Annotated in this window: 25 protein-coding genes, 2 rRNA genes and 1 other RNA gene (1 of these 28 cut by a window edge); 5 read left to right on the top strand and 23 right to left on the bottom strand. The window is 38.5% G+C overall.

From position 1 onward, the window contains the following. The 4 genes from IGJ00_RS03735 to IGJ00_RS03720 form a co-directional block, all read right to left on the bottom strand. Positions 1 to 610 (bottom strand): 23S ribosomal RNA (locus IGJ00_RS03735) (it extends 2305 nt beyond the left edge of the window). A 230-nt stretch (positions 611 to 840) separates the two neighbouring features. After that, positions 841 to 2401 (bottom strand): 16S ribosomal RNA (locus tag IGJ00_RS03730). The 16S and 23S rRNA genes sit together here, the layout of an rRNA operon. A gap of 862 nt (positions 2402 to 3263) precedes the next feature. After that, positions 3264 to 3626 (bottom strand): hypothetical protein, encoded by a 363-nt coding sequence (locus IGJ00_RS03725; RefSeq protein WP_019724011.1) that lies wholly within the window; start codon positions 3624 to 3626, stop codon positions 3264 to 3266. 71 nt (positions 3627 to 3697) lie between these two features. After that, positions 3698 to 4078: a CvfD/Ygs/GSP13 family RNA-binding post-transcriptional regulator gene (locus IGJ00_RS03720; RefSeq protein WP_019724010.1), complete on the bottom strand. Its 381-nt coding sequence runs from the start codon at positions 4076 to 4078 to the stop codon at positions 3698 to 3700. Positions 4079 to 4168: 90 nt separating this feature from the next. On the opposite strand from IGJ00_RS03720, the gene IGJ00_RS03715 reads away from it, so the two are divergent. Beyond that, positions 4169 to 5335 (top strand): MalY/PatB family protein, encoded by a 1167-nt coding sequence (locus tag IGJ00_RS03715; RefSeq protein WP_104776483.1) that lies wholly within the window; start codon positions 4169 to 4171, stop codon positions 5333 to 5335. A gap of 145 nt (positions 5336 to 5480) precedes the next feature. Here IGJ00_RS03715 and IGJ00_RS03710 read toward each other — a convergent pair whose 3' ends face one another. Continuing rightward, positions 5481 to 6065, bottom strand: a complete 585-nt coding sequence (locus IGJ00_RS03710) for a peptidylprolyl isomerase (RefSeq protein ID WP_010736096.1) — start codon at positions 6063 to 6065, stop codon at positions 5481 to 5483. Positions 6066 to 6115: 50 nt separating this feature from the next. Next, positions 6116 to 7228: an SLC13 family permease gene (locus IGJ00_RS03705; protein WP_104776484.1), complete on the bottom strand. Its 1113-nt coding sequence runs from the start codon at positions 7226 to 7228 to the stop codon at positions 6116 to 6118. Positions 7229 to 7417: 189 nt separating this feature from the next. Here IGJ00_RS03705 and IGJ00_RS03700 point away from each other — a divergent pair, with 189 nt between their 5' ends. Next, positions 7418 to 8416: an NAD(P)/FAD-dependent oxidoreductase gene (locus tag IGJ00_RS03700; RefSeq protein WP_019724007.1), complete on the top strand. Its 999-nt coding sequence runs from the start codon at positions 7418 to 7420 to the stop codon at positions 8414 to 8416. Between the two features lie 92 nt (positions 8417 to 8508). Beyond that, positions 8509 to 9018 carry a phosphatidylglycerophosphatase A family protein gene (locus tag IGJ00_RS03695; RefSeq protein ID WP_010736099.1) on the top strand — a complete coding sequence of 170 codons (510 nt, stop codon included), beginning with the start codon at positions 8509 to 8511 and terminating at the stop codon, positions 9016 to 9018. Between the two features lie 106 nt (positions 9019 to 9124). Here the strand turns inward: IGJ00_RS03695 and IGJ00_RS03690 are convergent, their stop codons facing one another. The 6 genes from IGJ00_RS03690 to tadA all read right to left on the bottom strand — a co-directional run bounded on the left by IGJ00_RS03690 (position 9125) and on the right by tadA (position 13424). Continuing rightward, positions 9125 to 9772: a TIGR01906 family membrane protein gene (locus IGJ00_RS03690; protein ID WP_019723197.1), complete on the bottom strand. Its 648-nt coding sequence runs from the start codon at positions 9770 to 9772 to the stop codon at positions 9125 to 9127. Positions 9773 to 9776: 4 nt separating this feature from the next. Continuing rightward, positions 9777 to 10541, bottom strand: a complete 765-nt coding sequence (locus IGJ00_RS03685; RefSeq protein ID WP_019723196.1) for a TIGR01457 family HAD-type hydrolase — start codon at positions 10539 to 10541, stop codon at positions 9777 to 9779. Between the two features lie 4 nt (positions 10542 to 10545). Continuing rightward, entirely contained in the window at positions 10546 to 11229 is a 684-nt protein-coding gene (locus IGJ00_RS03680; RefSeq protein WP_019723195.1) for a YutD family protein, read from the bottom strand. An 11-nt stretch (positions 11230 to 11240) separates the two neighbouring features. After that, complete coding sequence (locus IGJ00_RS03675; RefSeq protein WP_181055228.1) at positions 11241 to 12647, bottom strand: bifunctional metallophosphatase/5'-nucleotidase; 1407 nt, start codon at positions 12645 to 12647, stop codon at positions 11241 to 11243. 157 nt (positions 12648 to 12804) lie between these two features. After that, an RNA gene (gene ffs, locus IGJ00_RS03670) (signal recognition particle sRNA small type) lies at positions 12805 to 12889 on the bottom strand. Between the two features lie 40 nt (positions 12890 to 12929). Next, positions 12930 to 13424, bottom strand: a complete 495-nt coding sequence (gene tadA / locus IGJ00_RS03665; RefSeq protein ID WP_010736104.1) for a tRNA adenosine(34) deaminase TadA — start codon at positions 13422 to 13424, stop codon at positions 12930 to 12932. Positions 13425 to 13555: 131 nt separating this feature from the next. On the opposite strand from tadA, the gene IGJ00_RS03660 reads away from it, so the two are divergent. Then, entirely contained in the window at positions 13556 to 14407 is an 852-nt protein-coding gene (locus tag IGJ00_RS03660) for a helix-turn-helix domain-containing protein (RefSeq protein ID WP_019723192.1), read from the top strand. A 71-nt stretch (positions 14408 to 14478) separates the two neighbouring features. Here the strand turns inward: IGJ00_RS03660 and IGJ00_RS03655 are convergent, their stop codons facing one another. The 4 genes from IGJ00_RS03655 to IGJ00_RS03640 all read right to left on the bottom strand — a co-directional run bounded on the left by IGJ00_RS03655 (position 14479) and on the right by IGJ00_RS03640 (position 17518). Then, on the bottom strand, positions 14479 to 14814 hold the full coding sequence (locus IGJ00_RS03655) for a hypothetical protein (protein WP_019723191.1): 336 nt from the start codon (positions 14812 to 14814) through the stop codon (positions 14479 to 14481). Positions 14815 to 15164: 350 nt separating this feature from the next. Next, positions 15165 to 16313: an IS200/IS605 family element RNA-guided endonuclease TnpB gene (gene tnpB, locus IGJ00_RS03650; RefSeq protein WP_077152109.1), complete on the bottom strand. Its 1149-nt coding sequence runs from the start codon at positions 16311 to 16313 to the stop codon at positions 15165 to 15167. A 16-nt stretch (positions 16314 to 16329) separates the two neighbouring features. Next, complete coding sequence (tnpA, locus tag IGJ00_RS03645; protein ID WP_019724606.1) at positions 16330 to 16734, bottom strand: IS200/IS605 family transposase; 405 nt, start codon at positions 16732 to 16734, stop codon at positions 16330 to 16332. A 238-nt stretch (positions 16735 to 16972) separates the two neighbouring features. Beyond that, positions 16973 to 17518 carry a hypothetical protein gene (locus IGJ00_RS03640; RefSeq protein WP_019723190.1) on the bottom strand — a complete coding sequence of 182 codons (546 nt, stop codon included), beginning with the start codon at positions 17516 to 17518 and terminating at the stop codon, positions 16973 to 16975. A gap of 468 nt (positions 17519 to 17986) precedes the next feature. Here IGJ00_RS03640 and IGJ00_RS03635 point away from each other — a divergent pair, with 468 nt between their 5' ends. Next, a complete protein-coding gene (locus tag IGJ00_RS03635; protein WP_108173667.1) occupies positions 17987 to 19462 on the top strand; it encodes a helix-turn-helix domain-containing protein in 1476 nt (491 codons plus the stop codon). A 128-nt stretch (positions 19463 to 19590) separates the two neighbouring features. On the opposite strand, the gene IGJ00_RS03630 is transcribed toward IGJ00_RS03635, so the two are convergent. From IGJ00_RS03630 to IGJ00_RS03600, 7 genes are all read right to left on the bottom strand, one after another. Continuing rightward, positions 19591 to 20295 (bottom strand): zinc metallopeptidase, encoded by a 705-nt coding sequence (locus IGJ00_RS03630; protein ID WP_142433213.1) that lies wholly within the window; start codon positions 20293 to 20295, stop codon positions 19591 to 19593. Positions 20296 to 20372: 77 nt separating this feature from the next. Further along, complete coding sequence (locus IGJ00_RS03625; RefSeq protein ID WP_034688843.1) at positions 20373 to 20705, bottom strand: zinc ribbon domain-containing protein YjdM; 333 nt, start codon at positions 20703 to 20705, stop codon at positions 20373 to 20375. A gap of 300 nt (positions 20706 to 21005) precedes the next feature. After that, complete coding sequence (locus tag IGJ00_RS03620; RefSeq protein WP_071866611.1) at positions 21006 to 21956, bottom strand: DHH family phosphoesterase; 951 nt, start codon at positions 21954 to 21956, stop codon at positions 21006 to 21008. A gap of 15 nt (positions 21957 to 21971) precedes the next feature. Further along, positions 21972 to 23303: a DRTGG domain-containing protein gene (locus tag IGJ00_RS03615; RefSeq protein ID WP_071866612.1), complete on the bottom strand. Its 1332-nt coding sequence runs from the start codon at positions 23301 to 23303 to the stop codon at positions 21972 to 21974. A 9-nt stretch (positions 23304 to 23312) separates the two neighbouring features. Continuing rightward, positions 23313 to 23993, bottom strand: a complete 681-nt coding sequence (locus IGJ00_RS03610; RefSeq protein WP_071866613.1) for a metal-dependent hydrolase — start codon at positions 23991 to 23993, stop codon at positions 23313 to 23315. 435 nt (positions 23994 to 24428) lie between these two features. Beyond that, positions 24429 to 24779, bottom strand: a complete 351-nt coding sequence (locus IGJ00_RS03605) for a PTS sugar transporter subunit IIB (RefSeq protein ID WP_142433215.1) — start codon at positions 24777 to 24779, stop codon at positions 24429 to 24431. Between the two features lie 112 nt (positions 24780 to 24891). Further along, positions 24892 to 26571, bottom strand: coding sequence for a ribonuclease J (locus IGJ00_RS03600; protein WP_074800707.1), 1680 nt, complete (start codon positions 26569 to 26571; stop codon positions 24892 to 24894). Positions 26572 to 26980: the final 409 nt, after the last annotated feature.

Raw genomic sequence — 26980 nt, 5'->3', positions numbered from 1 at the left:
TCTACAAAAGGCACGCCATCACCCATTAACGGGCTTTGACTTGTTGTAGGCACACGGTTTCAGGTTCTATTTCACTCCCCTTCCGGGGTGCTTTTCACCTTTCCCTCACGGTACTGGTTCACTATCGGTCACTAGGGAGTATTTAGCCTTGGGAGATGGTCCTCCCGGATTCCGACGGAATTCCTCGTGTTCCGCCGTACTCAGGATCCTCCTAGGTGCCTTCCAAATTTCATCTACGGGGCTTTCACCCTCTTTGACTGACTTTTCCAAGTCATTCGACTATCTGAAAGAACTACCATATCGGAGTCCTACAACCCCAATGAGCAAGCTCATTGGTTTGGGCTTTTCCCGTTTCGCTCGCCGCTACTCAGGGAATCGAATTTTCTTTCTCTTCCTGCAGGTACTTAGATGTTTCAGTTCTCTGCGTCTACCTCGTATACGCTATGTATTCACGTATACGTAACATCCTATAAAAGATGCTGGGTTCCCCCATTCGGAAATCTCTGGATCATAGCTTACGTACAGCTCCCCAAAGCATATCGGTGTTAGTCCCGTCCTTCATCGGCTCCTAGTGCCAAGGCATCCACCGTGCGCCCTTATTCACTTAACCTTATCAACCTTGCGGTTGGGTTTTGATCTTTCTTCTAGCGATAGAAGTCCAATCAAGAAAAATAAGCAATTGAACTTATTAAAAAACTCATTCAACGCGGTGTTCTCGGTTTGTATTACTTACATTTTTACTTCAATATCCAGTTTTCAATGAACAAAATTTTGAGAGTAGACCTCTCAAAACTGAACAAAGTATCGACAAACGTGTGTAGTCTCCGTAATATTCCTTAGAAAGGAGGTGATCCAGCCGCACCTTCCGATACGGCTACCTTGTTACGACTTCACCCCAATCATCTATCCCACCTTAGGCGGCTGGCTCCAAAAAGGTTACCTCACCGACTTCGGGTGTTACAAACTCTCGTGGTGTGACGGGCGGTGTGTACAAGGCCCGGGAACGTATTCACCGCGGCGTGCTGATCCGCGATTACTAGCGATTCCGGCTTCATGTAGGCGAGTTGCAGCCTACAATCCGAACTGAGAGAAGCTTTAAGAGATTAGCTTAGCCTCGCGACTTCGCGACTCGTTGTACTTCCCATTGTAGCACGTGTGTAGCCCAGGTCATAAGGGGCATGATGATTTGACGTCATCCCCACCTTCCTCCGGTTTGTCACCGGCAGTCTTGCTAGAGTGCCCAACTAAATGATGGCAACTAACAATAAGGGTTGCGCTCGTTGCGGGACTTAACCCAACATCTCACGACACGAGCTGACGACAACCATGCACCACCTGTCACTTTGCCCCCGAAGGGGAAGCTCTATCTCTAGAGTGGTCAAAGGATGTCAAGACCTGGTAAGGTTCTTCGCGTTGCTTCGAATTAAACCACATGCTCCACCGCTTGTGCGGGCCCCCGTCAATTCCTTTGAGTTTCAACCTTGCGGTCGTACTCCCCAGGCGGAGTGCTTAATGCGTTAGCTGCAGCACTGAAGGGCGGAAACCCTCCAACACTTAGCACTCATCGTTTACGGCGTGGACTACCAGGGTATCTAATCCTGTTTGCTCCCCACGCTTTCGAGCCTCAGCGTCAGTTACAGACCAGAGAGCCGCCTTCGCCACTGGTGTTCCTCCATATATCTACGCATTTCACCGCTACACATGGAATTCCACTCTCCTCTTCTGCACTCAAGTCTCCCAGTTTCCAATGACCCTCCCCGGTTGAGCCGGGGGCTTTCACATCAGACTTAAGAAACCGCCTGCGCTCGCTTTACGCCCAATAAATCCGGACAACGCTTGCCACCTACGTATTACCGCGGCTGCTGGCACGTAGTTAGCCGTGGCTTTCTGGTTAGATACCGTCAAGGGGTGAACAGTTACTCTCACCCTTGTTCTTCTCTAACAACAGAGTTTTACGATCCGAAAACCTTCTTCACTCACGCGGCGTTGCTCGGTCAGACTTTCGTCCATTGCCGAAGATTCCCTACTGCTGCCTCCCGTAGGAGTTTGGGCCGTGTCTCAGTCCCAATGTGGCCGATCACCCTCTCAGGTCGGCTATGCATCGTGGCCTTGGTGAGCCGTTACCTCACCAACTAGCTAATGCACCGCGGGTCCATCCATCAGCGGCACCGTAAAGCGCCTTTCAAAACGAAACCATGCGGTTTCGATTGTTATACGGTATTAGCACCTGTTTCCAAGTGTTATCCCCTTCTGATGGGCAGGTTACCCACGTGTTACTCACCCGTTCGCCACTCCTCTTTTCCCGGTGGAGCAAGCTCCGGTGGGAAAAGAAGCGTTCGACTTGCATGTATTAGGCACGCCGCCAGCGTTCGTCCTGAGCCAGGATCAAACTCTCATAATATGCTAGTTCCTCACAGCGAAAGCTGATGTGGAACTGTAGTTCGAAATTTACTTTCGAACATCATAATAGTTCATTTGTTAAGCTCAATTGTTTGCTAGCATATTGCTTGCTTGTTAAAAATGTTTGTTGTCTTGAATTGAATCAAGACGCCCTACACATTTGGTTTGTCTTACTTTGTTCAGTTTTCAAAGGTCTACGTGATAATTGAAACACAACCGTCTCAACTTATCGTTTGTGATTGCCGTAGCAACTTTTACATCTTAGCAAACTCTCGAATGATTGTCAACTATTTTTTAAAAGTTTTTTGAACTCGTTTTTCACGAGGTCGTTTTAGCAACTCACTTATCATAACTCGTCGCATGTTATTTGTCAACACTTTATTTCGCTTTAAATTCTTACATACAAGCGTCTCACAAAGCGCTGAAATAATTCAACTTCGTTATATTAACATGGTTTCATCCAGCGGTCAATAGTTTTTTCGATGTTTTTCTGAATATTTTCAAAAGAACTTTTTTTCGAATCAACGTTTTCTAATTTACCATGCTACACACCTAGCGTCAATACTTATTTTTAAGTAAAAAAAAGACAAGGTTTCCAATCATTTTATGATCATTCGGATTATACATGTATTTAAGTGCTTTTTTTATAAAACAGGTAAAAAATCAATTGAATCCTGAACATTCTCTTCTACTTTTCTTTTAAGATAGACAAAAAAAAGAAGTTTGAAAGATATTCAAACTTCTCTGAAAGTCCTGCTTGGTTCCAAAAAATGATCTCCTATTTTATTCGTTGATTCTCAAGTAGTCAACGATACACCTGCGAACGGTATTCATTTCTCTTTGGTAGAGGTACTTGAATCAATTTAAAAAATCGGTACACCATCTACTTCATAAATCCCTAGTACCGTACGCATTTGTCCTGGATCTTCCCAATGATAACCTTCGCCTAACTGTTCTTGTTGATTTTTTTGTTCCGTTTCAAAAACAAAAAGTGGAACATTTTCTTGATTGATATGGGTATTCGTCAACTCCATCAAGTTGATTTTACTCACATCAATATGAACGATTTCTTTTAAGAAACTAAGTATGTTTGCTAAACCAGTCTTATCATTTGAGTGGTCTGCGCATGCGAACTCTAATTTATTCTCTCTTGAATGAACTAAAAATTTTTTAGATCCATCCTCCAAATGCAACATAATTGTACCAGCGACTCTTTTGTTTGCCAAAATTTCCACCTCGATCAACTTGTTTATGGCTTACAAGAGAATTTTAGCATATTTTCAGAAAAAATACACTTTTATTTCCTTGATTCTTTTTTATCTAATTGGATCAACGCTTCCTTGATCCATATAGGTAACTGTTTTTCAATCGTTGCAAACCCGATTTTTTTATTTTTATTAGTGAAGTATCGTTTTCTTCGGTATGGGATCGATGGTACTTTCTTTTCTAAGGTACGTAACGACAGACTGATTTTATTCGAATACTCATCAATATCAATGATTTGTACAGTCACCGGTTGCCCCACCTTCAATAATGTATGAATACTTTTCGTATAACCAGATTGCACTTCTGATACGTGGATCAACCCTTGTGTCTCTTCATCTAATGAAACGAACGCTCCATATGGTTGTATTCCAGTAATTTTCCCTTTGATTATTTCGCCTATTCTATAAGTCATATACTTCCCTCTCTTCGCATTTATCATTATACTGTAAATATTAAAAAAAAAGAAGTTCTGTTCTTGCATCTAGATATGGAGGTCTTATAGATGGAACAATTTGATGAAATAGTTTCAAGACTAAACACAGATAGCGTAAAATGGGATGCCATCTCACAAACTTATCATAGGAATGATCTTTTACCTTTATGGGTAGCGGATATGGATTTTCTTGCCCCTCAAGGAGTAACAACCGCTTTTCAAAACTATCTGCAAAAAGGCATTTTTGGTTATTCGATCGTACCGGACGGTCTCTACCGATCAGTGATTGATTGGGAAGAAAGGCGCCATCATGTGACTCTAACTAAAGACCACATTCTTTTCACTAGTGGAGTCTTAGCTAGTCTCTCATTGGCGATTCAAGCATTTACAGCTCCAGGTGATGCAGTGTTGATTCATGATCCAGTTTATCCGCCATTTGGTGCAATTGTTGAAAATAATGAGCGTCAATTGATTCGCAGTCCTTTAAATAAAGCAGCCGATCATTTTGAAATGGACTTTCAAGATATGGAAGAAAAAATCGTCTCAAACAAGATAAAAGCAATGATTCTATGTAACCCGCATAATCCAGGTGGTCGCGTTTGGACTAAAGAAGAGCTCAAACAGTTAAGTGAACTCTGCTTAACATACGACGTCTTCTTATTTAGTGATGAGATCCATCAAGATATCGTCTTTTCCGGACATGGATTCACCTCGATGCAAACAATTGATCCTGCCCTTTCTCGATTATTGATCACATTCACTTCAGCAACTAAGACATTTAATCTAGCTGCAATAAAAAATTCAATGGTCTTCATCAAAGATCATGATTTAAAAAGTCGCTTTACGAAACAATTAGAAAAAAATCAACATCAAGGAATCAATACTTTCGGACTCTTAGGCACTCAAGCTGCTTACGAAACTGGTGAGGAATGGTTAAATGAGTTATTAGTTTATCTGGAAGAAAATGTCCAAGAAGTCATTACCTTCTTTACTAAGCATCTCCCTGATGTCAAAGTGATGAAGCCAGAAGGAACGTACCTTATATGGCTTGATTTTTCTGCCTATACGGACGATGACCGACTACTTGAAAAGAAGTTGATTGAAAAAGGCAGAGTCGTCTTGAATCCTGGGATCAGTTTTGGACCAAGTGGTCATTGCCATATGCGTTTGAATGTCGCTTGTCCAAGATCAGTATTAAAAGAAGGGCTTTTACGTATCCAACGTGCTTTAAGTTAGAAAACGAAAGAAGTCATTGGACAAAAAATGTTAGTCTTCCCTACTTTGTTACCACCCCAACCAAAAAAGCACCGAACAGCAAAAGTATTTTCTGCTTTTGCTGTTCGGTGTTTTTTTTTGAGCTTGGTATGTTTAAAATTTTACTTTATTCAGAAATCTCAATCGTTTCGATCACTACATCATGTACTGGACGATCTTGTGGTCCACGTTGCGCATTTGCGATATCATCGACTGTATCCATTCCTTCAAGTACATGGCCAAACACTGTATGACGGAAATCAAGCCATGGTGTTCCACCATTTTTATACGCTTCAATGATTTCTTTAGGGAATCCTGCTCCTTCTAATTGACTAAGCATGTTTTCTGGCACATTTGTGTTGTTGACGATAAAGAATTGGCTGCCATTTGTATTTGGACCAGAGTTAGCCATTGATAGTGCGCCACGTAGATTGAACAATTCGCGGCTGAACTCATCTTCAAAACTTTCGCCGTAAATGCTTTCGCCTCCCATACCTGTACCGGTTGGGTCGCCTCCTTGAATCATGAAATCAGGGATCACACGATGAAAAATCACGCCATCATAGTACCCTTTTTTTGCTAATTCAACAAAGTTTTGGACTGTTTTAGGTGCTAACTCAGGAAATAGTTTTACTGTAATATCTCCGCGGTTCGTTTTTATAAGAGCTTTAGGCCCCTTTTCATTCATAAGATCAAGTTGTGGAAATGCCATTTTTTCTTCCTCCTAAAAAATTCTGTCTTCCTGTGTAATCATAACATATTCTATTGATATACGGTAAAGATGAGCCACAAGAAAATCAAAAAAACGATGTTGTAGAATGCAAATACGAATAAATACTTTTTTCTCCATTCCGGATATTGCTTGATGACTAATTTGTAAGAGATCAAACTTGCCATTGAAGCAATCAATGTCCCTAATCCTCCCAAGTTCGTTCCAATGATCAAACCCTTGATATTTTCTGTATAACTTGATAACAGGAGCGCCGCAGGAACATTACTAATCAATTGACTGGCAAAAATGCTTGCACTGACTTCATGATGCGCCACACTTTTTTCAAAAAAGGCTCGGACAACATCTACTTGTTTGATATTCCCGATGAATATAAAAAGAAAAACAAACGTAAATAATAAGGAGTAATCGATTTGTTTAAAGAGTCGGCGATCATTGCCTAGGATACTGACACTCACTAAGACTAATACGACATAATGAGGGATGATGCCACTTACAGCTAGAAGACATATTAAAAATAGACAAAAATAAAAAATGAGTTGTTTTCGCTTTAACATTATCTGTTCTGTATTCGCCAAATCGATGGTATTATTCTTGATTCTCCCATAGATCAACACCACCAATAATATGGCAGCAGCCAGTGTATAGGGAAGCATCAACTGTAAAAATTCGAACAGTTGTAAGTGTGATTGTGCGAATAAATAAAGATTTTGTGGATTACCGATCGGAGTGAACATACTTCCTAGATTACCCGCAATCGTCATCAAAGTTATGACGAGAGGAATCAATGTTCGCATGCCGATCCTTTCTACTATCAATAGACCAAATGGTACAAAAATGATCAGTGCCACATCATTCGTAATCAGCATACTACTGATAAACGTGAGAAACACTAAAATCAAAATAATCCCTCTCGTATTTTTTGTCTGGGTGATCAAATAATTGCCTAGATAATCGAAAAACTGTTGTTGCCGTATCCCTTCTACAATCAACATCAAACAAAAAAGAAGAATCAATGTGTGAAAATCGATATAAGAAAAATAATTGAAGTTTGGTGGGATGATGAACATGGTACCTATTGCTAAAAGAAAAGACAGCGTCAATACTCCGTCTTCTTTTGCATTGCTTGTTATTCTTTTAATCATAAAATTCTACCTCTTAGATTCAAACACTTCGTACTAGTAAAATAACTCTTTTTAGCTAATATTGAAAGTAAATAAACTATCTGTTAGATCACTCCTTATATTTTAGTGACTGCTCGTTCCATAATTAAACTATTTGAGAAGAATTCTCAATTAAATTCTGTTATAGTGTCACCAAGGGAGGAATTTCAAATGGAAATTTACGATATTACAATTATTGGTGCAGGGCCGGTTGGCATGTTTGCAGCTTTTTATGCTGGTATGCGCCAAGCGAAAACCAATATTATTGATAGTTTGCCTCAACTTGGTGGACAGTTAACTACCTTATACCCTGAAAAATATATTTATGACATTCCTGGTTATCCAGCAATCAAAGCGGTTGATCTTGTGAATAATTTAAAGAAACAATTGACCACTTTTAATCATACATTTCATTTAAATGAAGAAGTTCTCTCACTTTCCAGAGAAGATGAGATCATCGAGATCACTACTACGAAAGGTATCCATTATTCAAAAGCTGTGATCCTGACGCTAGGAAGTGGTTCTTTCCAACCAAGAAAGCTGAATTTAGAACATGCTGACCGATACGAAAACCATGGGTTAGATTATTTCGTGAACGACTTGATGAAATATGCAGGAAAGAAAGTTGCCATTGCTGGTGGTGGGGATTCAGCAATCGACTGGGCACTGATGCTTGAACCTATTGCGAGTGAAGTTTATTTGATTCATCGTCGAGAGGCATTTAGGGCTCATGAACATAGCGTCAATCAGTTGAATCAATCCTCTGTAAATGTATTAACACCTTATTTGATTGAGCGTTTATCTGGTTCAAATGGAGAGTTATCAGACATTCGTCTAAAAAAAGCTAAGACGGATGAAACGATTGATCTCATGGTTGACTCATTGATCGTCAATTATGGGTTCACTTCTAATTTAGAGCATTTATCTTCTTGGGGACTTGAAAGTTCCAGAAATGCGATCACCGTCCACTCTGATATGTCAACTTCAATTCCTGGTGTGTATGCTGCTGGCGACATTTGTAGCTATGAAGGAAAAGTGAAATTGATTGCCACGGGATTTGGAGAGGCACCGACTGCTGTCAATAACGCGTTACATTTCATCAATCCAAAAGAACGTACGCAGCCTGGTCATAGTACAAGCCTTTACGATAAAACATTTGGACCAAAATAACTTAGCTGTTTTTTTATAAAAGAAATGATTCTTGCTTTTTGTACGTACTACGTTACCATTATAGATAGAAAGAAGAGACGGAGGAATCAAAAATGGTCATAAAAACAGAAACCTTAGAAGAAAAAGCGCGAGATCTCCTAAAAGAACGTGGCGTAACGATCGAGGATATCGCTGAATTAGTCATGTTTTTACAAAAAGACTATATCTCAGATTTAAGCTTGGAGGATTGTGCGGAAAGTATTAACGCAGTCTTGACAAAGCGTGAAGTCCATAACGCGATCATTACTGGCATCCAATTAGATATCTTGGCAGAACAAAAACAATTGATGAGCCCTCTTCAGCATATCATTGAAGATGATGAAGGATTATACGGGATAGATGAAATTTTAGCCTTGTCGATCGTCAATGTTTATGGAACGATTGGTTTTACCAATTATGGCTATATCGATAAAGTAAAACCTGGGATCTTGAAAAAGTTAAATAGTCACGATGGCAAAAATGTCCATACATTTTTAGATGATATCGTGGGAGCAATTGCTGCCTCTGCCGCAAGCCGCTTGGCCCACCAAGAACCGGAAAAACGGAGCCGTTTGACACAATAATCAAATAAAAATAAAAAATCATCCATAAAAATCGCAAAAGGATTTTTATGGATGATTTTTTGCTATATCCGAAAAAGCAATCAACGCGCTACACGAAAGTGATTGTTTAATTGTTCCCCTTTTTCAATTCTCTTTTGCCAACAAGAACCATCAAAGCGAAAAATAATTCGATAAGCACAAAAAACAGAATGAAACAATGCATGAAGTATTGCTCAGGTAACACATTGATGATTGGATCAGTCTGAGGATCAAACAACCAGTCATCATTATTGAAAAATGTTTCGTGAAAAAGAATAAAAAAACGATCAAAACCAATCAACATGAAAAAGCCAAAAACAAATGGTAGGATCATGCCGATTTGGAATGGGCGGATCAGCCGCCACAAACGCTGATTTTTTTTCAACTGGCGAAGGAACAAGCCACTTGGGATCAATGTAAGTAACAACACCGCATAATTGAGCATGAATAATAACTTGACTTCATAAAAATGATGTAAGCCACTCGCTGACATTGGAAAGTCGGGAAGTGCCAACACTTGCTCAAAAGGATTATTCAGATACCTCATCAGTTGATCATAATTTTGGAGTAATGTTGGCTGATCTACGGTAGTGTAATCCAAGATACCTAGATGCCCGATATCAAACACATATAGTGGGCGGAAATTGATCGTTATTGCAATTGCTAAAGTGAGCAACGTCAGGAACAAACTGACCATCCCCGCATACTCCACCCATTGCCATCGTTTATTTTTCATTGTTTTAGAAACTCCATTCATCTAACGATTGCAAAACGAAGGTTGCTGGTGTTGGCAGATCTGGGAGGTCTTCTTCTTTGGTAAAGCCTGATAACACAAGCAGTGTGTCGATTCCATTACGAATCCCTGCTTGGATGTCAGTTTCATAATTGTCCCCTACCATGATGACTTCTTCTTTGTTCAATCCTAAAAGTTCCACTGCTTTATCCATAATGATTGCTTCTGGCTTACCAATATAGACCGGTGTGGTTTGTGTCGCTGTCTCTACAAAAGAAACAACCGAGCCAGCTCCAGGTAATAATCCTCTTTCTGTAGGGATATTTTTGTCAGGATTTGTACCGATGAACGTTGCTCCTTTTTGGATCGCTAAGGTTGCGGTCACCACTTTTTCGTAAGTCAAGTGATTGTCTAAACCTACTACGACATAATCAGGATGTTCTTCTTCCCATACAAACCCTGCCTCCAAGATCAAATCTGTCAAGCCAGCTTCACCGATCACATACACTTTATTTCCTTTAGCGTCTGATTTCATGAAATCAATGGTCGCTAGAGATGCTGTATAGATCGTTTCTGGTGAGACATGGATATCAAACTCAGTGGCTAAACGTTGTGCCACTGTTCCCGGTGTTTTTGTCGTATTGTTGGTTACAAATAAAAAGGGCATCCCATTTTCCTGTAACTGTTCGACGAATCGTTTTCCTGCCGGTATCGGCTCCGTTCCACGATAGATCGTTCCGTCTAAATCGATCAAATAGCCTTTATAATTCATAGGATCATTCTTCCCTTTGTCTAATAGTAAAATTCTTTTTAGAAGTTGATTTTGTTGGGCGTTCTGATGTTTTTTCAGTTCCCTTTGGTGTTGCCTTAGTAGTTGCTGGTTTACGATTTTTGATCACAGGTTGTTTGCGTACCGATTCAACGGGCGCTTTTTTTTCATCGATATGCGCTTGATTGTTGCGATTCGGATTTTTTTTCTTTTTACGTCGTTGGGTATTTTTTTCTTTTTTTCCACCTATACGTTCAATGACAAAATATGCACAGCCAAAATTACAATATTCGTATAAATAGTCTTCTAATGCATCAATTCGCTGATCTGGGTGAGCACGTCGATTCGTGGCATCAAAAAAGCCTTTCAAACGTAGCTGTTCGTAACCCCAGTCACCTACGATGTAATCGTATCTGGAAAGCACTTCGCTATATCTCTCACCAAGCTTCTCAGCATTGAAACCTTCCCGGTAATCCGTTACGATACGATAAGGTCTATCACCAATCAAAAGATTCGTTTCATCTGTCAATGTGACGATTTCTCCTTTGACTTTCTCTGGCTTCGTTTCCTCGATTATTTCTTCTAAAACTGCCGTCACTTCTTCGGTCACTGTTTGTTCTTGTGAGCGATCGACCGTTTCTTGACTCTCTTTTTTGTCACTGTTGTGTTGTTTATTTTGTTTCGTCGACATGCTTTCACCACCTATTTCTCTATTATACCTTCTTTTTCATTGGTTGGGTAGTGAGCATTTAAGTAGTCTCCCACTACTGTACGAATAAATTCGGGAAATAAAAAATCGACCTGTCCGATAATTTCGATGGTTGGGAAAAAAGGAACAAACATCAGATGGTCGACCGTAGTAACGGTATAATTCTTTTCCTCTTCAATTGGTTGCTTTTGCCACAGAACTTCTCGATTGACCGCATCATACGTGATCCCACTATAGAAAATCTCACCGAATATCTGACCACGAAACCCCATTCCTTTGATAGGGAAATTCCGTAAGAAGAGTCGACTTTTTTCGATTTCCAACACTAAGCGAATCATATCTGACCCTTTCAGCGTGACGTTGATCAAATGCATCGGATGTGGCAGTGCACTATGGAGTTGATCTTGGTCAACCAGCCCCTTAGGTACGCTATTCAAAAAAAGACCACTATTCAGAAACGATGCTTCTGTGTTCCCTCTTTCTTTTACCGCTTCTAAAGCGATTTGGATAAAGGAATGTTCATCAAATAAATCAAGTGATAAGTCAAATGGTAGATCTGCCACTTTCTTTTGGGCTAAAAGACGATGTCCTTGTTCAAGATAACCGGCGATTTCTTTCTCATCCTCTACGAATGCAGTCATTGTATCTGTCGGAATCGCTTTGGCGTAGTGTCCGACGATTTTTTTATTTTCCAATGAAAGATGTACTTCCCCTACATATTGCCCAAATTTTCCGGCAGCGGCTAATTGTACCTCATTCACGACTTTCCCATCAATAAAAAGATGATGGGTATGTGATCCTAAAATCACATCGATTGCAGGGATTTCTTTTGCAATCTGTAAATCATCTTGAATGCCTAAATGACTCATTAAAACAAGGACGTCTACCTGTGGACGTAATTGCTCAACTAACTCTGGCAACAGATCATAAGGCTGACGGATATCCCAGCCATTTGGATTATACGTCAAAGGGAATGGTGCAGTAAAAGCAATTAACCCAACTTTTGTTCGTTGCTTTGTTTCGATGATTTTATATGGCTTTGTCCATACTGGTGGTTGCAAAGTATTTTTATCGAATAAGTTGCTCAGTAGCACATCAAAATTCGCGTGATCATATAAATGATTCAACTCATTTTTGGAATTACCTACACCTTCATTATTCCCTATAGTTGCTGCATCATAGCCGATTTGATTCATTAGTTCAACATTGGCATGGCCATTCGTTGCTTCTGACAAAGGATGCCAACGATCAACGAAATCTCCAAGATCGACCGTGAGAGTTGTCGTATTATTTTTTTTCTCATTTTCACGCTTTTTTTGCTCAAGGAATCTTCTGATCCGTGGCCAGTTTTCAAGATGAGAATGTAAGTCATTCGTGTGTAAAAGAACGATTTCTTCCACTGTTAGTTCCACCTCACTTTTTTTCATCATACCATAGGGTTCCCCTTTGTTCACATGGAAAGTTTTTGCACAAAAAAAGGTACTTAGACTTTTTTACAAAATCTAAGTACCTTAAACTTGCCTCTAATAAAAAAAGCCCTTTAGGCTTAATAAATCCAATCAATCAGACACATGGCGGCACCTGCTTAGTGCTGCTTCCTTCCGGATCTGACACGCTTCACAAGCCCACCATTGTCCTAGCCTTTCGGCAAGGAATAGTATACCGCATTTTATTATCCTTGGCTAGTCCTTTTTTAATTTCTTTTTCTTTGCTCGCAAATTTCTAAAAAACACAGATAAAAGTTCACCACATTCTTCTTCTAATATCCCGCCCTCCACCTCGGCCTGATGGTTAAAACGTTCATCCTCAAGTAAATTCATCAATGTCCCTGCGGTTCCTCCTTTTGGATCATAGGCACCAAAGTAAACTTCTTTTACGCGAGAAAGAATCATGGCACCGCTACACATTGGACACGGTTCTAACGTGACATATAATTGTGTTTCTTCTAAACGCCAACTTCCGATGGCCTTGCATGCTTCTTGGATCGCAATCATCTCAGCATGTGTTGTTGCATTTTGTGTTGTTTCCCTCAAATTGTGTCCACGCCCAATAATCTGTCCTTGGTGAACCACGATGGCGCCGATTGGTACTTCTGCTAACGCTTCTGCTTTTTTGGCTTCTTCAATAGCCACACGCATCCATTCTTCTTTTATTCGCTGTTGTTCTGTTTCTTCCACTTGTACTCCTACCTTTTTTAGATTTACTTATCTTCTCTATCAAACATAGTATAACTGGCTTTTTAATGAAGTACAAAGAGTTTTTCCTTATCGCCATGTCCTATGGTAAACTAGGGGATGAGGTGAATTAAATGAACACAGAAAAGTTACTTGGATTATACCCAAATGCACAAAAAAAGAATTCTCCTTCTTCTGATGATCGAATTCTTTCACTGGTTGTAGAAGATTACTTCTTGTGGATCGATAAAAGTTCCTTGTCCGTTCAAGAAGAAAAACTTTTGAAAGCGTTATTCCAGAAAACAAACACCTTAGACAGCCATCCTTGGTATCAATATTTATTTGAGGAAAAGGTATATGTATGTGAAGAAAGCTGCCGAATCATTCAGTTACATTTTGAAAAGAGATCAGATTTCTTACAAAAAGAATGGCGAGAAACAATTTCCGGATTATTTCCCGAAGCTCTTGATTTTTTTCTTTACACAGAGACAGATGCGTTGATCATCGAAAGAAAGCATGCCAATTATTTGAATACGGCAGATCTTAAAGGCATCTTTTTATCTCTTGATGTCGATTTTGATATGACGACACAAGCCTTTGTCGGTTCATTCCATTCAGCTGGACAAAATCTAACCGCTATGTTCAATGAAGAACGAAAAATTTTCCTGAATAAACGAACACACATACAAGTAGCCGACCAAACGACTTCCATACAAGAAATTGCCTTATATTATTATACAAAAGAATTAGTTACATCCAGTCAGCTAACAAATGAATATCAAGAAATAATCCGTAGTTTTAAAATGGAAGACATCATTATCGAACTGTGGAAAAATTTCGGGAATATCAGTTCAGCGGCTAAACAACTTTTCATGCATCGAAACACTCTCCAATATCGGATTGAAAAGTTTGACGAACAAACAGGCTTCAATTTAAAAAAAGCAGATGACTTACTCTTTTGTTATCTCCTTTTGTTACACATATAAAAAAGGAACAAGCAGCAATAAACATCGCCTTGCTTGTTCCTTTTTTTCGATCAATTCAAAGAGAATCTTTTTTAGATCATTTTCTCAACAAGTGACATCAGACGACCTTTTGCATCTTCTGTTGAGTCTTTGATAGAGTCACCGTAGACAGAAATTTTCTTTTTGCCAGATTTAATCTTTGCTAGCATGCCCATCAATGAATCTAAATCGCTATCTGATAAATGGTCAACGACATCTAATAACTTTTCATTCCCATCAAATTTGTCATACACGAATTTTTTTACTTTTGTGCGGTTACTTAGATGATGGATTTTTTCGATCACTTTGCCAGAAACAACTACAGCTGTTGCCACACTTGCTGCTGCTGCGACACTTAATCCAATCGTTACTTTTGTTGATGTTTTCATAATTATCAGCTCCTTTTTATCTACTACAATCATATCACAGTCAAATAGATAAGCGAACTAATTGCTATGAGCCCTGCCCGATGAATAGCAAAAAAATTTACAAAAAGCAACTACTGTCTTGTTTTATTATTTGCTTTTGTAAGACGCCTCATTTGGCATTTTCGGTTTCAAGCAACCTTAGTTTGATGCGGTGAACTACTCACCACTTAGCTAAACCTACCGGTTTTTAACGCTTGAAGTGGGAGCTTCTTGGGAATAGAGCATACTTGCAAGCGTATTTCTTTACTCACAGCGGTTTCTCTTATTTACCAAGCTATCCCCGTAGTTCCTACGGTTTTTGATGATTGGATCTAAGCTAATCCCATAGAATGTAGTCTTAGACCTTCGGTCAGAATATTGATACTAGCATTGATATCTCGGTCATGATGAACATGACAAACAGGACAAGTCCATTCTCGAATTTCTAGAGATTTCTTGCCGTCTTTGTGTCCACAATTCGAACAGATTTGACTAGATGGGAACCACTTATCCACTTCGATAATTTTTCGACCGTACCAGTCAGCTTTGTATTGTAACCTAGTCACAAAACTAGACCATGAAACATCCGAAATACTTTTTGCTAGTTTATGATTACGCAACATACCTTTTGTATTTAAGTCTTCTATACAGATCATATCGTGATTTTTGATAATCTCTGTGCTCAACTTGTTTAGAAAGTCATTGCGTTGATTCATTACTTTTTCATGTAGTCGTGCTATTTTACGTTTTTGTTTTTGATAATTTCTAGCTTCAAACAGATTGATACCTTTTTGTTTAGCTAATAATGCACGTCTTGACAACTTACGTTGTTCACGTTTTAGTTTTTTTGACATTTTTGACGTGAATTTATTGTTATCAATCTTTTGACCATTAGAAAGGATTGCAAAATCAGTTATACCAAGGTCAATTCCAATAGCGGAATTAGTTTTAGGAAGCTCAGCTATTTCTTCTTTACACAATAAAGAAATATAATATTTACCGCTAGAATGACGTGATATTGTAGCGGATTTGATCAGACCTTTAGGTTGTCTATGGAGCGTAATTTTAACTAACGACTTCAACTTAGGAAGTTTGACAAATTGATTATCAATCAAAGCGATTGTTCCATTTTGATTGTTAGTCGTATAGCTTTGAACTGGATTTTTCTTGCTTTTGAAACGAGGAAATCCGGCGGACTTATCGCGAAAGAAGTTCTTATACGCCTTATCTAGGTTGAGTTGTGCATTTGCTAAAGCAAGACTATCCACTTCTTTCAAGAACGGAAAATCTTGCTTATATTTTGCAGGCGTTGGAAAACTCATTTTTTTAGAGGAATTTTTCCTAGTTTCTTTATAAGCTTTCATTCGGTCATCAAGCATTAGATTGTAGACCTTACGGACACAGCCAAAAGACTTAGCAAAGAAGGTTTCTTGTTCTTCTGTTGGATAGATTCTAAATTTATATGCTTTTAGTCGCTCCATAAAGCTCGCCTGCTTTCTATTTATGATTGTTTCCTTGATTTTGAATATATTTCTTAATCACATCAATTGGTGCTCCACCAGTTGTCAAAAGACAAAAACTTTTTGACCAGAACATTTCTTTCCAAAGAAATTGTTTGATTCTTGGATAATTGCGCTTTATCAAACGTGAACTAGCACTTTTATAGGCATTGATAAATTTTGTCAATTCTGTTTTTGGTTGAGCTTTGAACATAATATGAACGTGGTCTTTATCATGATTCCACTCAACTAAAGTGATATGATACGATTCTGAGATTCTTTCAAAAGTCGCTTTAGCGTAGTTAGATATTTCATTATCAATTACTTGTCTACGATATTTCGTTACTAAAACAAGGTGATAATAAAGAAGAAATACTGAATGGTTATTTGTGTCTAATTCCATGTTGTATCAACTCATTTCTTGTATAGACTGATATTAACATGAGACAAAATAAAAAAGCAATACGCCTTAGTTGTCGGTCTTCGAGTTACCAACGGTAACCCTCATACCGAACGGCATTCATCACCCACCTATAGAGGATGGGCGACTTCTGCCTAATTCTGTTAAAAAAAGCACCTCCTTTTTGGAGATGCTTCATACGAACAACTAAAGTAAATCATCCATCCAAAGAAATGTAAGGTCAATTAACCGGAACGTATTGGATATTTGTTAGCATTTCAGGCAAATCATCTTCTAATTCTGCTAACTTATTCCAAATCAATGTCATTGTCTCAAAAAATTCCTTTGATGATTTATCTGAATTTAAACTTCCTAATGCGTTCAGCCAAAGAAGTTCTAATAAATACGCTTCTTTGATTCCCGTATGTTCTCTGACAAATTCTGAGAACGTTCGTTTGAACAACGAGGCCATGTCTAATTCGGATTTGATAACTACTCCTCTAATACTCTCATGAATCGAGAAAAACTCCTTCAATAAATGAACGACACTGAAAAAATCGTCAATAACGTATTCAGCTAAATATCGATCAAAACATATCGTGATCTCTTCGATAATTTTTTCTTTTAGTATACGGATTGATTTAAAATGTGCATAGATCGGGTAAGTAGAACAGCCACAAAAAGAAGCTAAACTTCTCGCTGTGATTGTCGATAACCCATTTTCTTCAGCATATACCATACTCTTAAATAGTAAATATTCTTTACTAAAATTCGTCACTCTTCCCACGAAACCATCCATCCTTTCCGATTATCTTATTCATATCCGGCAATGATTCTTTTTTTAATTTCCCATGACGATCCAGCGCATTCGCTAGTAGGAAAAACTTATGTAAACCATGAAGAAACAAGTTTTGATAAAAAAAAACGATAATAACATATTTCGGGGGTTAAAATATGTCTCTTTGTAATAGAAGCTTGATTTATCTAATGCTTCGCCAAAAATAAGATTTAAAAAATAACGATATCCTCAATTAAATAACATTGTATTCCCTTATCCAAGATTATTTAAATGATTCCAACTTGACAAAATAAGCAAAGAAATAAACAATAGAATAGATAACTGATTATCATTTCTTAAAATAACAAGTTATATAATCAAATTCTATTACTATGTGAGAATATCATACATTGAAAACACTTTCCACTCACATTTTATGTCACCACTAGTACACTAATTGTCAGAAAGGAGTCCATCATGTTAATCGATGCAAAAAAGAAAGAGTTATTAGTCCTCTATACGATCGCTCAAAAAAGTCAATGTACGTTAAAAGAACTTGCGGATGAACTGACTATACCTAAACGGACAATCAAAGAATTGATTCGAAAGTTGAATACTACGATTGAACAGCAATTGAGCATTTCTACTTTTATTTTCTCTACACACAAAGGAGAAATAACTATATCCGATGAATACCAAGAAATAAAAATGATGATTTATCACAAGCTCAAACTTTTTTATTTAAGAGAATCCAATCGTTTCAACTACTTATTGCTTATGGTCAATTATCCCAAAGCGTATGTTCCGAAAAAATATTTATTGGAGCAATTATACATATCCCACTCTTACTTAGAAAAATTAACACACCAATTGAATGAAACACTTCAAGATTTTGAAATCGAGATTGTTTCATCTCAGGGCTGTTATTTGTTCAAAGGAAACGAATTATTTATCCGACTCTATTTGTTTTTTATCCTATCTGATGCTTTTCAAGGGTTGGAATGGCCTTTTGACAAATTCAAATTGAGCCAACTAAAAAGAGAGCGGCGATTATCCAAAAAATTGCTCGTTTCAAAGCATTCATTGAAATATCAAGAAAACCTGTATTTGCTGATTGCTATCTTTACGCTTCGTACACAACAATCATCATTGATCACCTCTGAATCTAGTGAGGTCTATGCTATTTTAGAATTGCTACAACAGGTACAAGATGTTTCCGGTAGTTTTAAACATCATTTGTTTCATCTTTTACCACATGAAATCGCCATTGATGAACTATTGCATTTTAATTTTTTGATTTATTGCTTTTTTCCTAATCTCATTTCAAGCCAGCAGAAGAGTTTGATTGGTTATACTTTGACGAATAAACGTAATCATCTATGTATGAAAATCACTTCACTAACAAAAGAGCTAGCTCAAACCTTTCCAGTGATTGCATCATCTGAAAAAAGGTTTTTCTACAATTACTATCTTATGCTTTCTTTAATTTCTATTTTGATATTGGGAAATACAACTCCTTTTTTCTACTCGTTGCATTTTCCTAAACCAGCACTTGAGATTGATGAATCGAATGAACAAATCCAACAAATACAACAAATTATCTCTGAAGTTTTTCATGACCATCCAAAAAAAACATTGATTATTTATTATTTGAGTAGCTTGATCTATAACCTCTTGCAGTCGGAAACAAATGAAAAATTATTGATCTATGTACAAATGAATAAAACGCTGACAGGGAATTATCATATCCAAAATCGATTACGACAAGTATTTGACGACAAAATGATTCGCTTGACAGAAAATCCAGAACAAGCAGATTTGATCGTCACCGATTGGTTTGATAAATTTCATCAAACGAGTAAAATTTTTTACCTTGATCCTAGTAAAGAAAAAGATTTGTGGGTAGATTTAGTCACAAAGATCCAACAACTCTATGTCAATAAGATGATCTGATCAAAATGAAAAACAAGAGAAGCAAGCGTGTCTCTATCGTCTAAACTTTTAAATTGATACCCATTTTTCCAAAATAAAAAGTGAGTGGATCAGTCCAATCGACTGTCCCTCACTTCTATTGGTTTGTTCTAGTCTCGACGGTTGCCGCCAAAAAGCAAAATCAAACGTAGTAATTGTAAGAAAGTAGATAGCGCTGCAGCAACATAGGTCAAAGCCGCCGCAAATAGCACATGTTTCGCCATTGGTACCTCTTCTTCTGTCAGTAAGCCACCTTCACTTAAAATTTGGATCGCTCGTCTTGACGCGTTGAATTCTACTGGTAGCGTAACAAGTTGAAACAATAGTGCCAATGAAAAAGCGAAGATACCAATATTGATCAACGTCGTATTCCAACTAAATAATACACCTACCATGATCAACGGAAAAGAAATCATCGAGCCAAAATTTGCGACAGGCACTAATGAAGCTCTGATTTTCAACGGCGCATAACCAACAGCATCTTGCACTGCGTGTCCGCATTCATGGGCAGCTACCCCAATTGCAGCGACTGAGGTAGATTGTGCTGTAGCTTGCGATAAACTCAACATCTTGTTCCCTGAATTATAATTGTCCGTCAAATCACCAGCGATTTGTTGGACGCCAACGTTATTGATTTTCTGACTTTGTAAAATGAACTGGGCGGCTTGTGTACCAGTCACATTATTTTTGCTTCTGATTTTGTCGTATTTACGAAAAGTACTATTGACGTAAGCAGAAGCGATTCCGGAAATAGCTAATCCAGCAATAACTAAAAGAAACGTTGGATCAAAGCCATAAAAACCATATCCATACATAATCGTTTCACCCTTTCCTCATTGCTTTTATTTTACCATTGTTCGAGTAGAATAATTGTGAAAAGAGATTGAATATTTTAATTCTTTTTGACAAATTCTGATTTCAGCTTCATCGGACCAAACCCTTCGATTTTACAATCGATATTGTGGTCTCCTTCAACTAAACGGATATTCTTCACCTTCGTTCCTTGTTTGATAGGTGAGGAAGCTCCTTTTACTTTTAAATCCTTGATAACGGTCACACTGTCGCCATCTGTTAAACGATTGCCGTTTGCATCAAGTACTACTAGGCCTTCTGCTTCTGTTTCTTCTGATGGTGTCCATTCGTTTCCACATTCAGGACAAATCAATAATCCCCGATCTTCATAAGCATATTCTGAACCACATACTGGGCAATTTGGTACTGTCATGTTGTTTCTCCTTTTTGTTCGTTATTGAGCAATATTATAACGGAAAAATAACAGTTTGAAAAGAGCAACTTATTATCAGAGCTCCTAGACTACCTACGCTGATTCAATCTCACTGACCTTGATTGCACATATCCCTGATAAAAAAGACAAGCAACTTCGATGAGTAAAAGGTTAAGGCAGAAGTAACCTGATCTCCGAAGAGGTCACTTCTGCTTAGACCATTTATTCGTGCAAAGGGAATAGATAAAAGAGAAAGTTACGTTTGCTTAAAATTTTCGATTTACTACTTGGAGTACACTTTTAACGTGTATAATTGGTGCAAGCTTCTTGTATTTCCATGTAGATCTCTGCCACTTCTTGCAGGTCTTTTGCATTTGCGCCACTTGCCAAAGGATGGCCGCCACCATGATGTCGTTTGGCGATCTCGTTGATGACTGGTCCTTTTGAACGTAAACGTACACGATAATAGCCCTCTGGTTGCTCGACAAAAATCGCCCAAGCTAACACTTCGTCAATGACACCTGGTAAAGAGACGACAGCTGCTGTCTCTGAATCGACGATGCCATACTTGCCTAACAATGCTTGTGACAATATCACTTTTCCGGCACCTTTTTCGTCAACTTCGATCGTTTGATAGACACAACCGGATAGTTTCGCTACTTTCATGGTGATTTGTTCGATTTCACGATTCAATTTGCTTGCGTCGAAAGAATACTTTCTTAACTCTGCTGCTAGTTCTAATGTGCGTCCTGTTGTTGAAGGATATAAGAACCTTCCAGTATCACCAACGATTCCTGCATACAATAAACGAGCAGAGTCGCTGTTCATTTTCAGCTCATCAGGGAACAGCAAAGCAAACTCAGCGATCATTTCACTACAGCTGCTAGCTTTCGTATCTACCCAAAGTAAATCACCATATGGTTCATCATTCGGATGATGATCGATTTTGATCACTTGATCCCCTAAGGAATAGCGCTTATCATCAATACGTGGCGCATTCGCTGTGTCTGTCACGATGACTAATGCCCCTTGATAAAAGGCATCGTCGATTTCTTGCATTTCTGTTAAATAACGTAAGCCCTCAACGTCTTTTCCAACTTGACGAATTTCTTTTTCTGGAAAACTATTACGTAATAACTCAGCTAATCCCACTTGTGAACCTAAAGCATCTGGATCAGGTCTTTGATGTCGGTGGATCACGATTTTTTGATATTTTTTGATTTCATTCAAAATCTCTTCTTGTATGGTCATTTTCTTTCCTACTCTCTACGAACGTTCCATCACTTGGCAGACGACAATGGCTTTAGCCACGATCGTGTTTTCTATAAATACTTCTACATCAAGTTTAGCGGATCTTCTACCGATTTCTAAAACTCTTGGACGAATGTCTAACTCACTTTCGATCTGGATCAGACGAAGGTAATGTAGATTCATTTGCTCCAACAAGATATTCCTGCGTTGATTCATGATCATTGTTTTTTGAGCAACATCTGAAATGATTTCACTTAACACCCCAAAAGAAATCGTTCCAACACCTGTTACCATTTGTGGCGAAACCTCAAATTTGAACTTAGGCGTCGTCAATCGATTGCCTTCACGATCTGTATCGATCGTTTGGATCGCCCCTGAAATCTGATCAGAGATCGTATCAGCGATTTGCGGTTGACGTTGCACCAATTGCATCGCCTTCATGACATCTTGCCGTGTGATCAATCCTTCTAACGTCAAATCATCGGAAACGACTGGCATGACTTCTAAACCATCCCAAATCATTTGATGTCCGACAGAAGCGACGCTCATCGTTTTCTTGACACTGATGGGATCTTTGGTCATGACCCGATCAATGACTTGTGTCGGTGCTTTACCTACGACATCTTTTGCCGTAATGATCCCCATCAAACGCATGTGATGATTCACCACTGGGAAACGAGAATGTTGGGTTTCTTCTGAAATCCGTTGATAATCAGCCACCGTATCCGACTGTAACAAATAATGTGTTTTCTGGGCAGTCAAATAAATATCACCGACGAGCATGATATCTTTTTTGATCAGTTGGTCACTAAGCGCTCGGTTGATCATCGTCGCTACGGTAAAGGTATCATAGGTCGTACGTAAAATCGGCATAGCTAATTCATCCGCTAATTTGGCAATCTCAGGCGTCGTATCAAAACCACCCGTGATCAACACTGCTGCGCCATCCTCAAGTGCTAATTTTTGCACTTCTGTACGGTTACCAACGATCATCAATGAACCTGGAGTGATATAGCGTTCCATTGCGTGTTCGGTCATCGCACCTATGACAAATTTATTCAAGACTTTATCTAGACCGACTGCTCCGCCTAAAACATCGCCTTCAATGATCCGCACGACTTCGCCAAATGTCAATCGTTCGATATTTTTCTTCAACTTACGTTCGATCCGAATCGTTCCTACTCGTTGGATCGTTGACACTAATCCTACATTTTCAGCGTCTTTAATTGCTCGATAGGCCGTTCCTTCACTGACATTCAATTCTTTGGCAATACTACGGACAGATATTCGATTCCCCACTGGTAGGCTTTCGATATATTCTAAAATCAAATCATGTTTTGTCGCCATCTCTTTCCCCTACACTTCCAGCGTTTCCGAAACGCTCATTATTTTTCCTTCGGTATCTGCTAATAAATCGATGAATACTTGCGGATCTTGTTCAATGACAGGAAAGGTATTGTAATGGATCGGCACGACTTTCTTCGCTTTGATTCGCTTTGCCGCACGAGCCGCATCCTCAGGCCCCATTGTATAATTGTCGCCAATCGGTAAAAAGGCTACATCGATCATAAACTGTTCACCTAAGAGCGCTAAATCGCTAAAATCTGCAGTATCACCCGCATGATAAATCGTCTTCCCGTCTGCTTGGATCAGAATACCACTAGGCTCTCCCATATAACGCGAAACACCATCGATTTCAATACTTGAACTATGCTGTGCATGGACAAATTTGACTGTGCCAAAAGGAAACTCCCTTTTGCCACCGATATTCATCCCAAAAGAGTTCGCTCCTTGCTGTTGTGCATAATCAGCGATTTCGACAATACTGATGATGGTCGCCTTATTGTTCTTCGCAATCGGCAACATGTCTCCAATATGATCAGCATGTCCATGGGTGATCAATATCCAGTCCGTCTGGACTTCATCCACTTTTAAATCAGTCATAGGATTCCCAGTAATAAATGGATCTATCAGCACTTGTTGGCCATTTTTCATTTCCAGAGAAATACAAGAATGTCCATGATAAGTAATCTTCATCTTCTCACTCCTCAACATTTTGGTCACTGACTCTTTCGTTTTCATTTCGATCATTCACACAATTAGTAGTACAGTATATCCTATTCAATTGTAACAGATAATACAGGTTGTACCAAGTATCAAGTGAGCGTGTACTTACGACTGAATACCCAGATAAAAGAATGTTTCGTCTATGATTGACAGTTTCTGTTTATTGTTTGATCACTGTGAATAAAACCAGAATGACTACGAATCCGTAATGATGCTCAAAATAAAAAATACCAATAGTAGAAATTAAGGCTCTAGTTTCTACTATTGGTATTTTTATTTAAGTTGAAATGCCTTATACGGCTTATAAGATTGAACAAATCCACAACACTTTTTTAGATAGAGGAGTGATAAAAAATAAAAAAAACGAAGTTTGCTAACTATTTTGAAAATTTCTTCTTTTCCAGTTTAGTGATGGAGAAATTTTTTTACGATATTCTCAGCATTTAGCAGACCATAATCTTTCATGTCTATCACTTCAATAACCTTTGTAGGATACTCTTTTATGATAGTTTCTCTCATAGAAGACAGCTCTGGAGATAATAGAATAACATTGGCAGTCTTTGCATACTGATCCAACTTAGAAATGCTATGCATGTCAACATGCACAAGTAAATGTTGTTTTTTTGCGAAGTTGTTCATCTTTGTTACTAACAAATTGGTATAAAGGGTACTATCTGTACTCATTGAAGTTACGCCAAAAACGATGATCTGTTTCTCTTTCATTTGATTATTTTCCAAAACAAATTTCTTTTCCATTACAGACACTTCCACCTTTCTATAATATATCCAATGCTCTCACTCCTATAAAATAAAAGCTATACCAAACATATTCATTATCTGAACATCTTTTGATACAGCTTTTCATTTTTTATCTTTTGCCGCGACGTTGTGTCGCTTCCATGATGACTGGTAAAATCACTGGGCGGCGTTTGGTTTGTTCAAACAAATAGCGACCTAATTGATCACGTATTTCTTGTTTCAGCTTGCTCCACTCGAAATCATCGCTTTCTAAATGTTTGCCTACAATGGTTTCGATCATGTTGCTACTTTCATTGATCAAATCACGACTTGCTTTGACATAAACAAATCCTCGTGAAGTGATTTGCGGTTTTGAGACAATTTTCTTTTCGCGACGACTAATTGTCACTACTGCAACAAAAATACCGTCTTCAGATAAGATTTTACGATCGCGTAAGACGATATTTCCAATATCGCCAACACCTAGTCCGTCGATCATGACATTTTCAGCACTTATCGTACCTGCCACACTCATCCGCTTGTTTTTATATTCTAAAACATCCCCACGTCCTGTGATATAGATATTTTTGTAGGGGATACCAACTGCATGGGCTAAGTCTGCGTGGGCAGCTAATTCACGGTATTCTCCTTGAACTGGGATGAAATATTTAGGTTTCATGAAATTCAACATCAATTGTAAGTCATTAGGATTTGCATGACCGGAAACCCGCAGGTTGTCAGAGATTTGTTTGACTATTCCACCTGCTCGGTAAATGATATCTTCTGTCTTAGCAACCATCGTTTCCATCGCAATACTTGGTGTCGTTGTGATATAAACAAGATCGCCTTCTTTGATCTTGATATGACGGTGCGCACCATTCGCCATTTTTTGTAAAGACTTGATTGGTTCACCCATACGGCCTGTTTCTAAAATAATCAGTTCTTCAGGCTCATAGTTTTTCATATCTTTTAATGTGACCAATAGGTCCTCACTTGGTAATTGAAGTTTTTCTAAGCGCATAGCTGTTCGGATGATCCGTTCAAAGTCTTGACCAGTCAACACGACCTTACGTCCTGCTTTGGCAGCGGCGTCTAAGATTTGTTGGACACGTTGAAGATTACTTGCAACACAAGCAACGATGATCCGTCCTTCCCAATATTTGATGGTATCAAATACTTCATCAGCGATTTGGAACTCAGAAGCAACAGGGGTCGCGTTTTCTGCATTTGCTGACTCACTCAGTAAAGCTAACACGCCTTCTTTCCCAATCTCTGCTAAACGAGCGTAATCCGTTTGGTACATTGGGATCGCCATTTGGTCAAATTTGAAATCACCCGTATAAACGATATTTCCTTCTTGGGTTTTTAAATTGATCCCAACTGAATCTGGGATCGTATGGGTAGTGCGGAAGAAGCTAACGATCGTTTCACCGAAATCGATCTCTGTATGCTCATCTACTACATGAAAATCCTTGAATCCTTTTGCAGCATCATTGCGATTGACATTCAATTTTGCCAATTCGATCGTCAACTCTGTTCCGAACACAGGTACAGAAATCTTTGACAATAAATAAGGCAACGCCCCAATCGCATCTGCGTGACCATGTGTCAGAAAGACACCTGCTACACGATCGACATTATCTTCTAAATACGTAAAATCAGGAATCACAACGTCAATCCCTAATAATTCGTTTTCAGGATACTTCAGACCACAGTCTAAAATAAAAATAGCTTCCCCTACTTCTGCAATGTACAAATTTTTTCCGTTTTCGCGTACACCGCCTAAAGGGATAATCTTAATGGTACTCACAAATTTCACCTCTTCTTATGACATCTTCATTTAACGATGTCGATTCTCTATTTTATTTAAACGATCCATTTTCTGAGTGCCTGGTTTTCGGATGATTTCAATAAGTACTAAAATCCATCTTAATTTTACAGGCGTTTAGGATCTTTTTTTGACACAAAAAAATCGGGATTGCTTCAGTTGCTCGATCAACTGCTCCACATCATTATACAACAAATCAAACAAATCGCTAGCATGTACGATTGTTTCTGTCTCCATGTTTTTCCCAGACCATTTTTTCTTCTTTCATTTTAGAAGATACTTCGTCTATTTTACCATAAATTACTCAATAACTATAGAATGTTTTTCATTTCCTGCTCCATTTGACTTGTTTTTAGGCTTCAACTCTCTCTGGTCGTGGTCTCTTTTTAAG

This window comes from Enterococcus sp. AZ062 (assembly GCF_051715065.1).
GTDB lineage: Bacteria > Bacillota > Bacilli > Lactobacillales > Enterococcaceae > Enterococcus_B > Enterococcus_B mundtii.
Note: the sequence above shows the minus strand (reverse complement) of the source record. Positions and strands in the feature narration are given on the sequence as shown.

Coding starts and splice junctions, on each gene's coding strand:
- tnpB (WP_077152109.1), bottom strand. CDS start 16,313: ATGGAGCGACTAAAAGCATATAAATTTAGAATCTATCCAACAGAAGAA.
- IGJ00_RS03610 (WP_071866613.1), bottom strand. CDS start 23,993: ATGAAGATTACTTATCATGGACATTCTTGTATTTCTCTGGAAATGAAA.
- IGJ00_RS03710 (WP_010736096.1), bottom strand. CDS start 6,065: ATGGCATTTCCACAACTTGATCTTATGAATGAAAAGGGGCCTAAAGCT.
- IGJ00_RS03690 (WP_019723197.1), bottom strand. CDS start 9,772: ATGAAAAATAAACGATGGCAATGGGTGGAGTATGCGGGGATGGTCAGT.
- IGJ00_RS03655 (WP_019723191.1), bottom strand. CDS start 14,814: ATGAAAACATCAACAAAAGTAACGATTGGATTAAGTGTCGCAGCAGCA.
- IGJ00_RS03615 (WP_071866612.1), bottom strand. CDS start 23,303: ATGGCGACAAAACATGATTTGATTTTAGAATATATCGAAAGCCTACCA.
- IGJ00_RS03705 (WP_104776484.1), bottom strand. CDS start 7,228: ATGATTAAAAGAATAACAAGCAATGCAAAAGAAGACGGAGTATTGACG.
- IGJ00_RS03660 (WP_019723192.1), top strand. CDS start 13,556: ATGAACACAGAAAAGTTACTTGGATTATACCCAAATGCACAAAAAAAG.
- tnpA (WP_019724606.1), bottom strand. CDS start 16,734: ATGGAATTAGACACAAATAACCATTCAGTATTTCTTCTTTATTATCAC.
- IGJ00_RS03685 (WP_019723196.1), bottom strand. CDS start 10,541: ATGAATTATAAAGGCTATTTGATCGATTTAGACGGAACGATCTATCGT.
- IGJ00_RS03715 (WP_104776483.1), top strand. CDS start 4,169: ATGGAACAATTTGATGAAATAGTTTCAAGACTAAACACAGATAGCGTA.
- IGJ00_RS03625 (WP_034688843.1), bottom strand. CDS start 20,705: ATGACAGTACCAAATTGCCCAGTATGTGGTTCAGAATATGCTTATGAA.
- IGJ00_RS03620 (WP_071866611.1), bottom strand. CDS start 21,956: ATGACCATACAAGAAGAGATTTTGAATGAAATCAAAAAATATCAAAAA.
- IGJ00_RS03720 (WP_019724010.1), bottom strand. CDS start 4,078: ATGACTTATAGAATAGGCGAAATAATCAAAGGGAAAATTACTGGAATA.
- IGJ00_RS03635 (WP_108173667.1), top strand. CDS start 17,987: ATGTTAATCGATGCAAAAAAGAAAGAGTTATTAGTCCTCTATACGATC.
- IGJ00_RS03695 (WP_010736099.1), top strand. CDS start 8,509: ATGGTCATAAAAACAGAAACCTTAGAAGAAAAAGCGCGAGATCTCCTA.
- IGJ00_RS03700 (WP_019724007.1), top strand. CDS start 7,418: ATGGAAATTTACGATATTACAATTATTGGTGCAGGGCCGGTTGGCATG.
- IGJ00_RS03630 (WP_142433213.1), bottom strand. CDS start 20,295: ATGTATGGATATGGTTTTTATGGCTTTGATCCAACGTTTCTTTTAGTT.
- IGJ00_RS03605 (WP_142433215.1), bottom strand. CDS start 24,779: ATGGAAAAGAAATTTGTTTTGGAAAATAATCAAATGAAAGAGAAACAG.
- IGJ00_RS03680 (WP_019723195.1), bottom strand. CDS start 11,229: ATGTCGACGAAACAAAATAAACAACACAACAGTGACAAAAAAGAGAGT.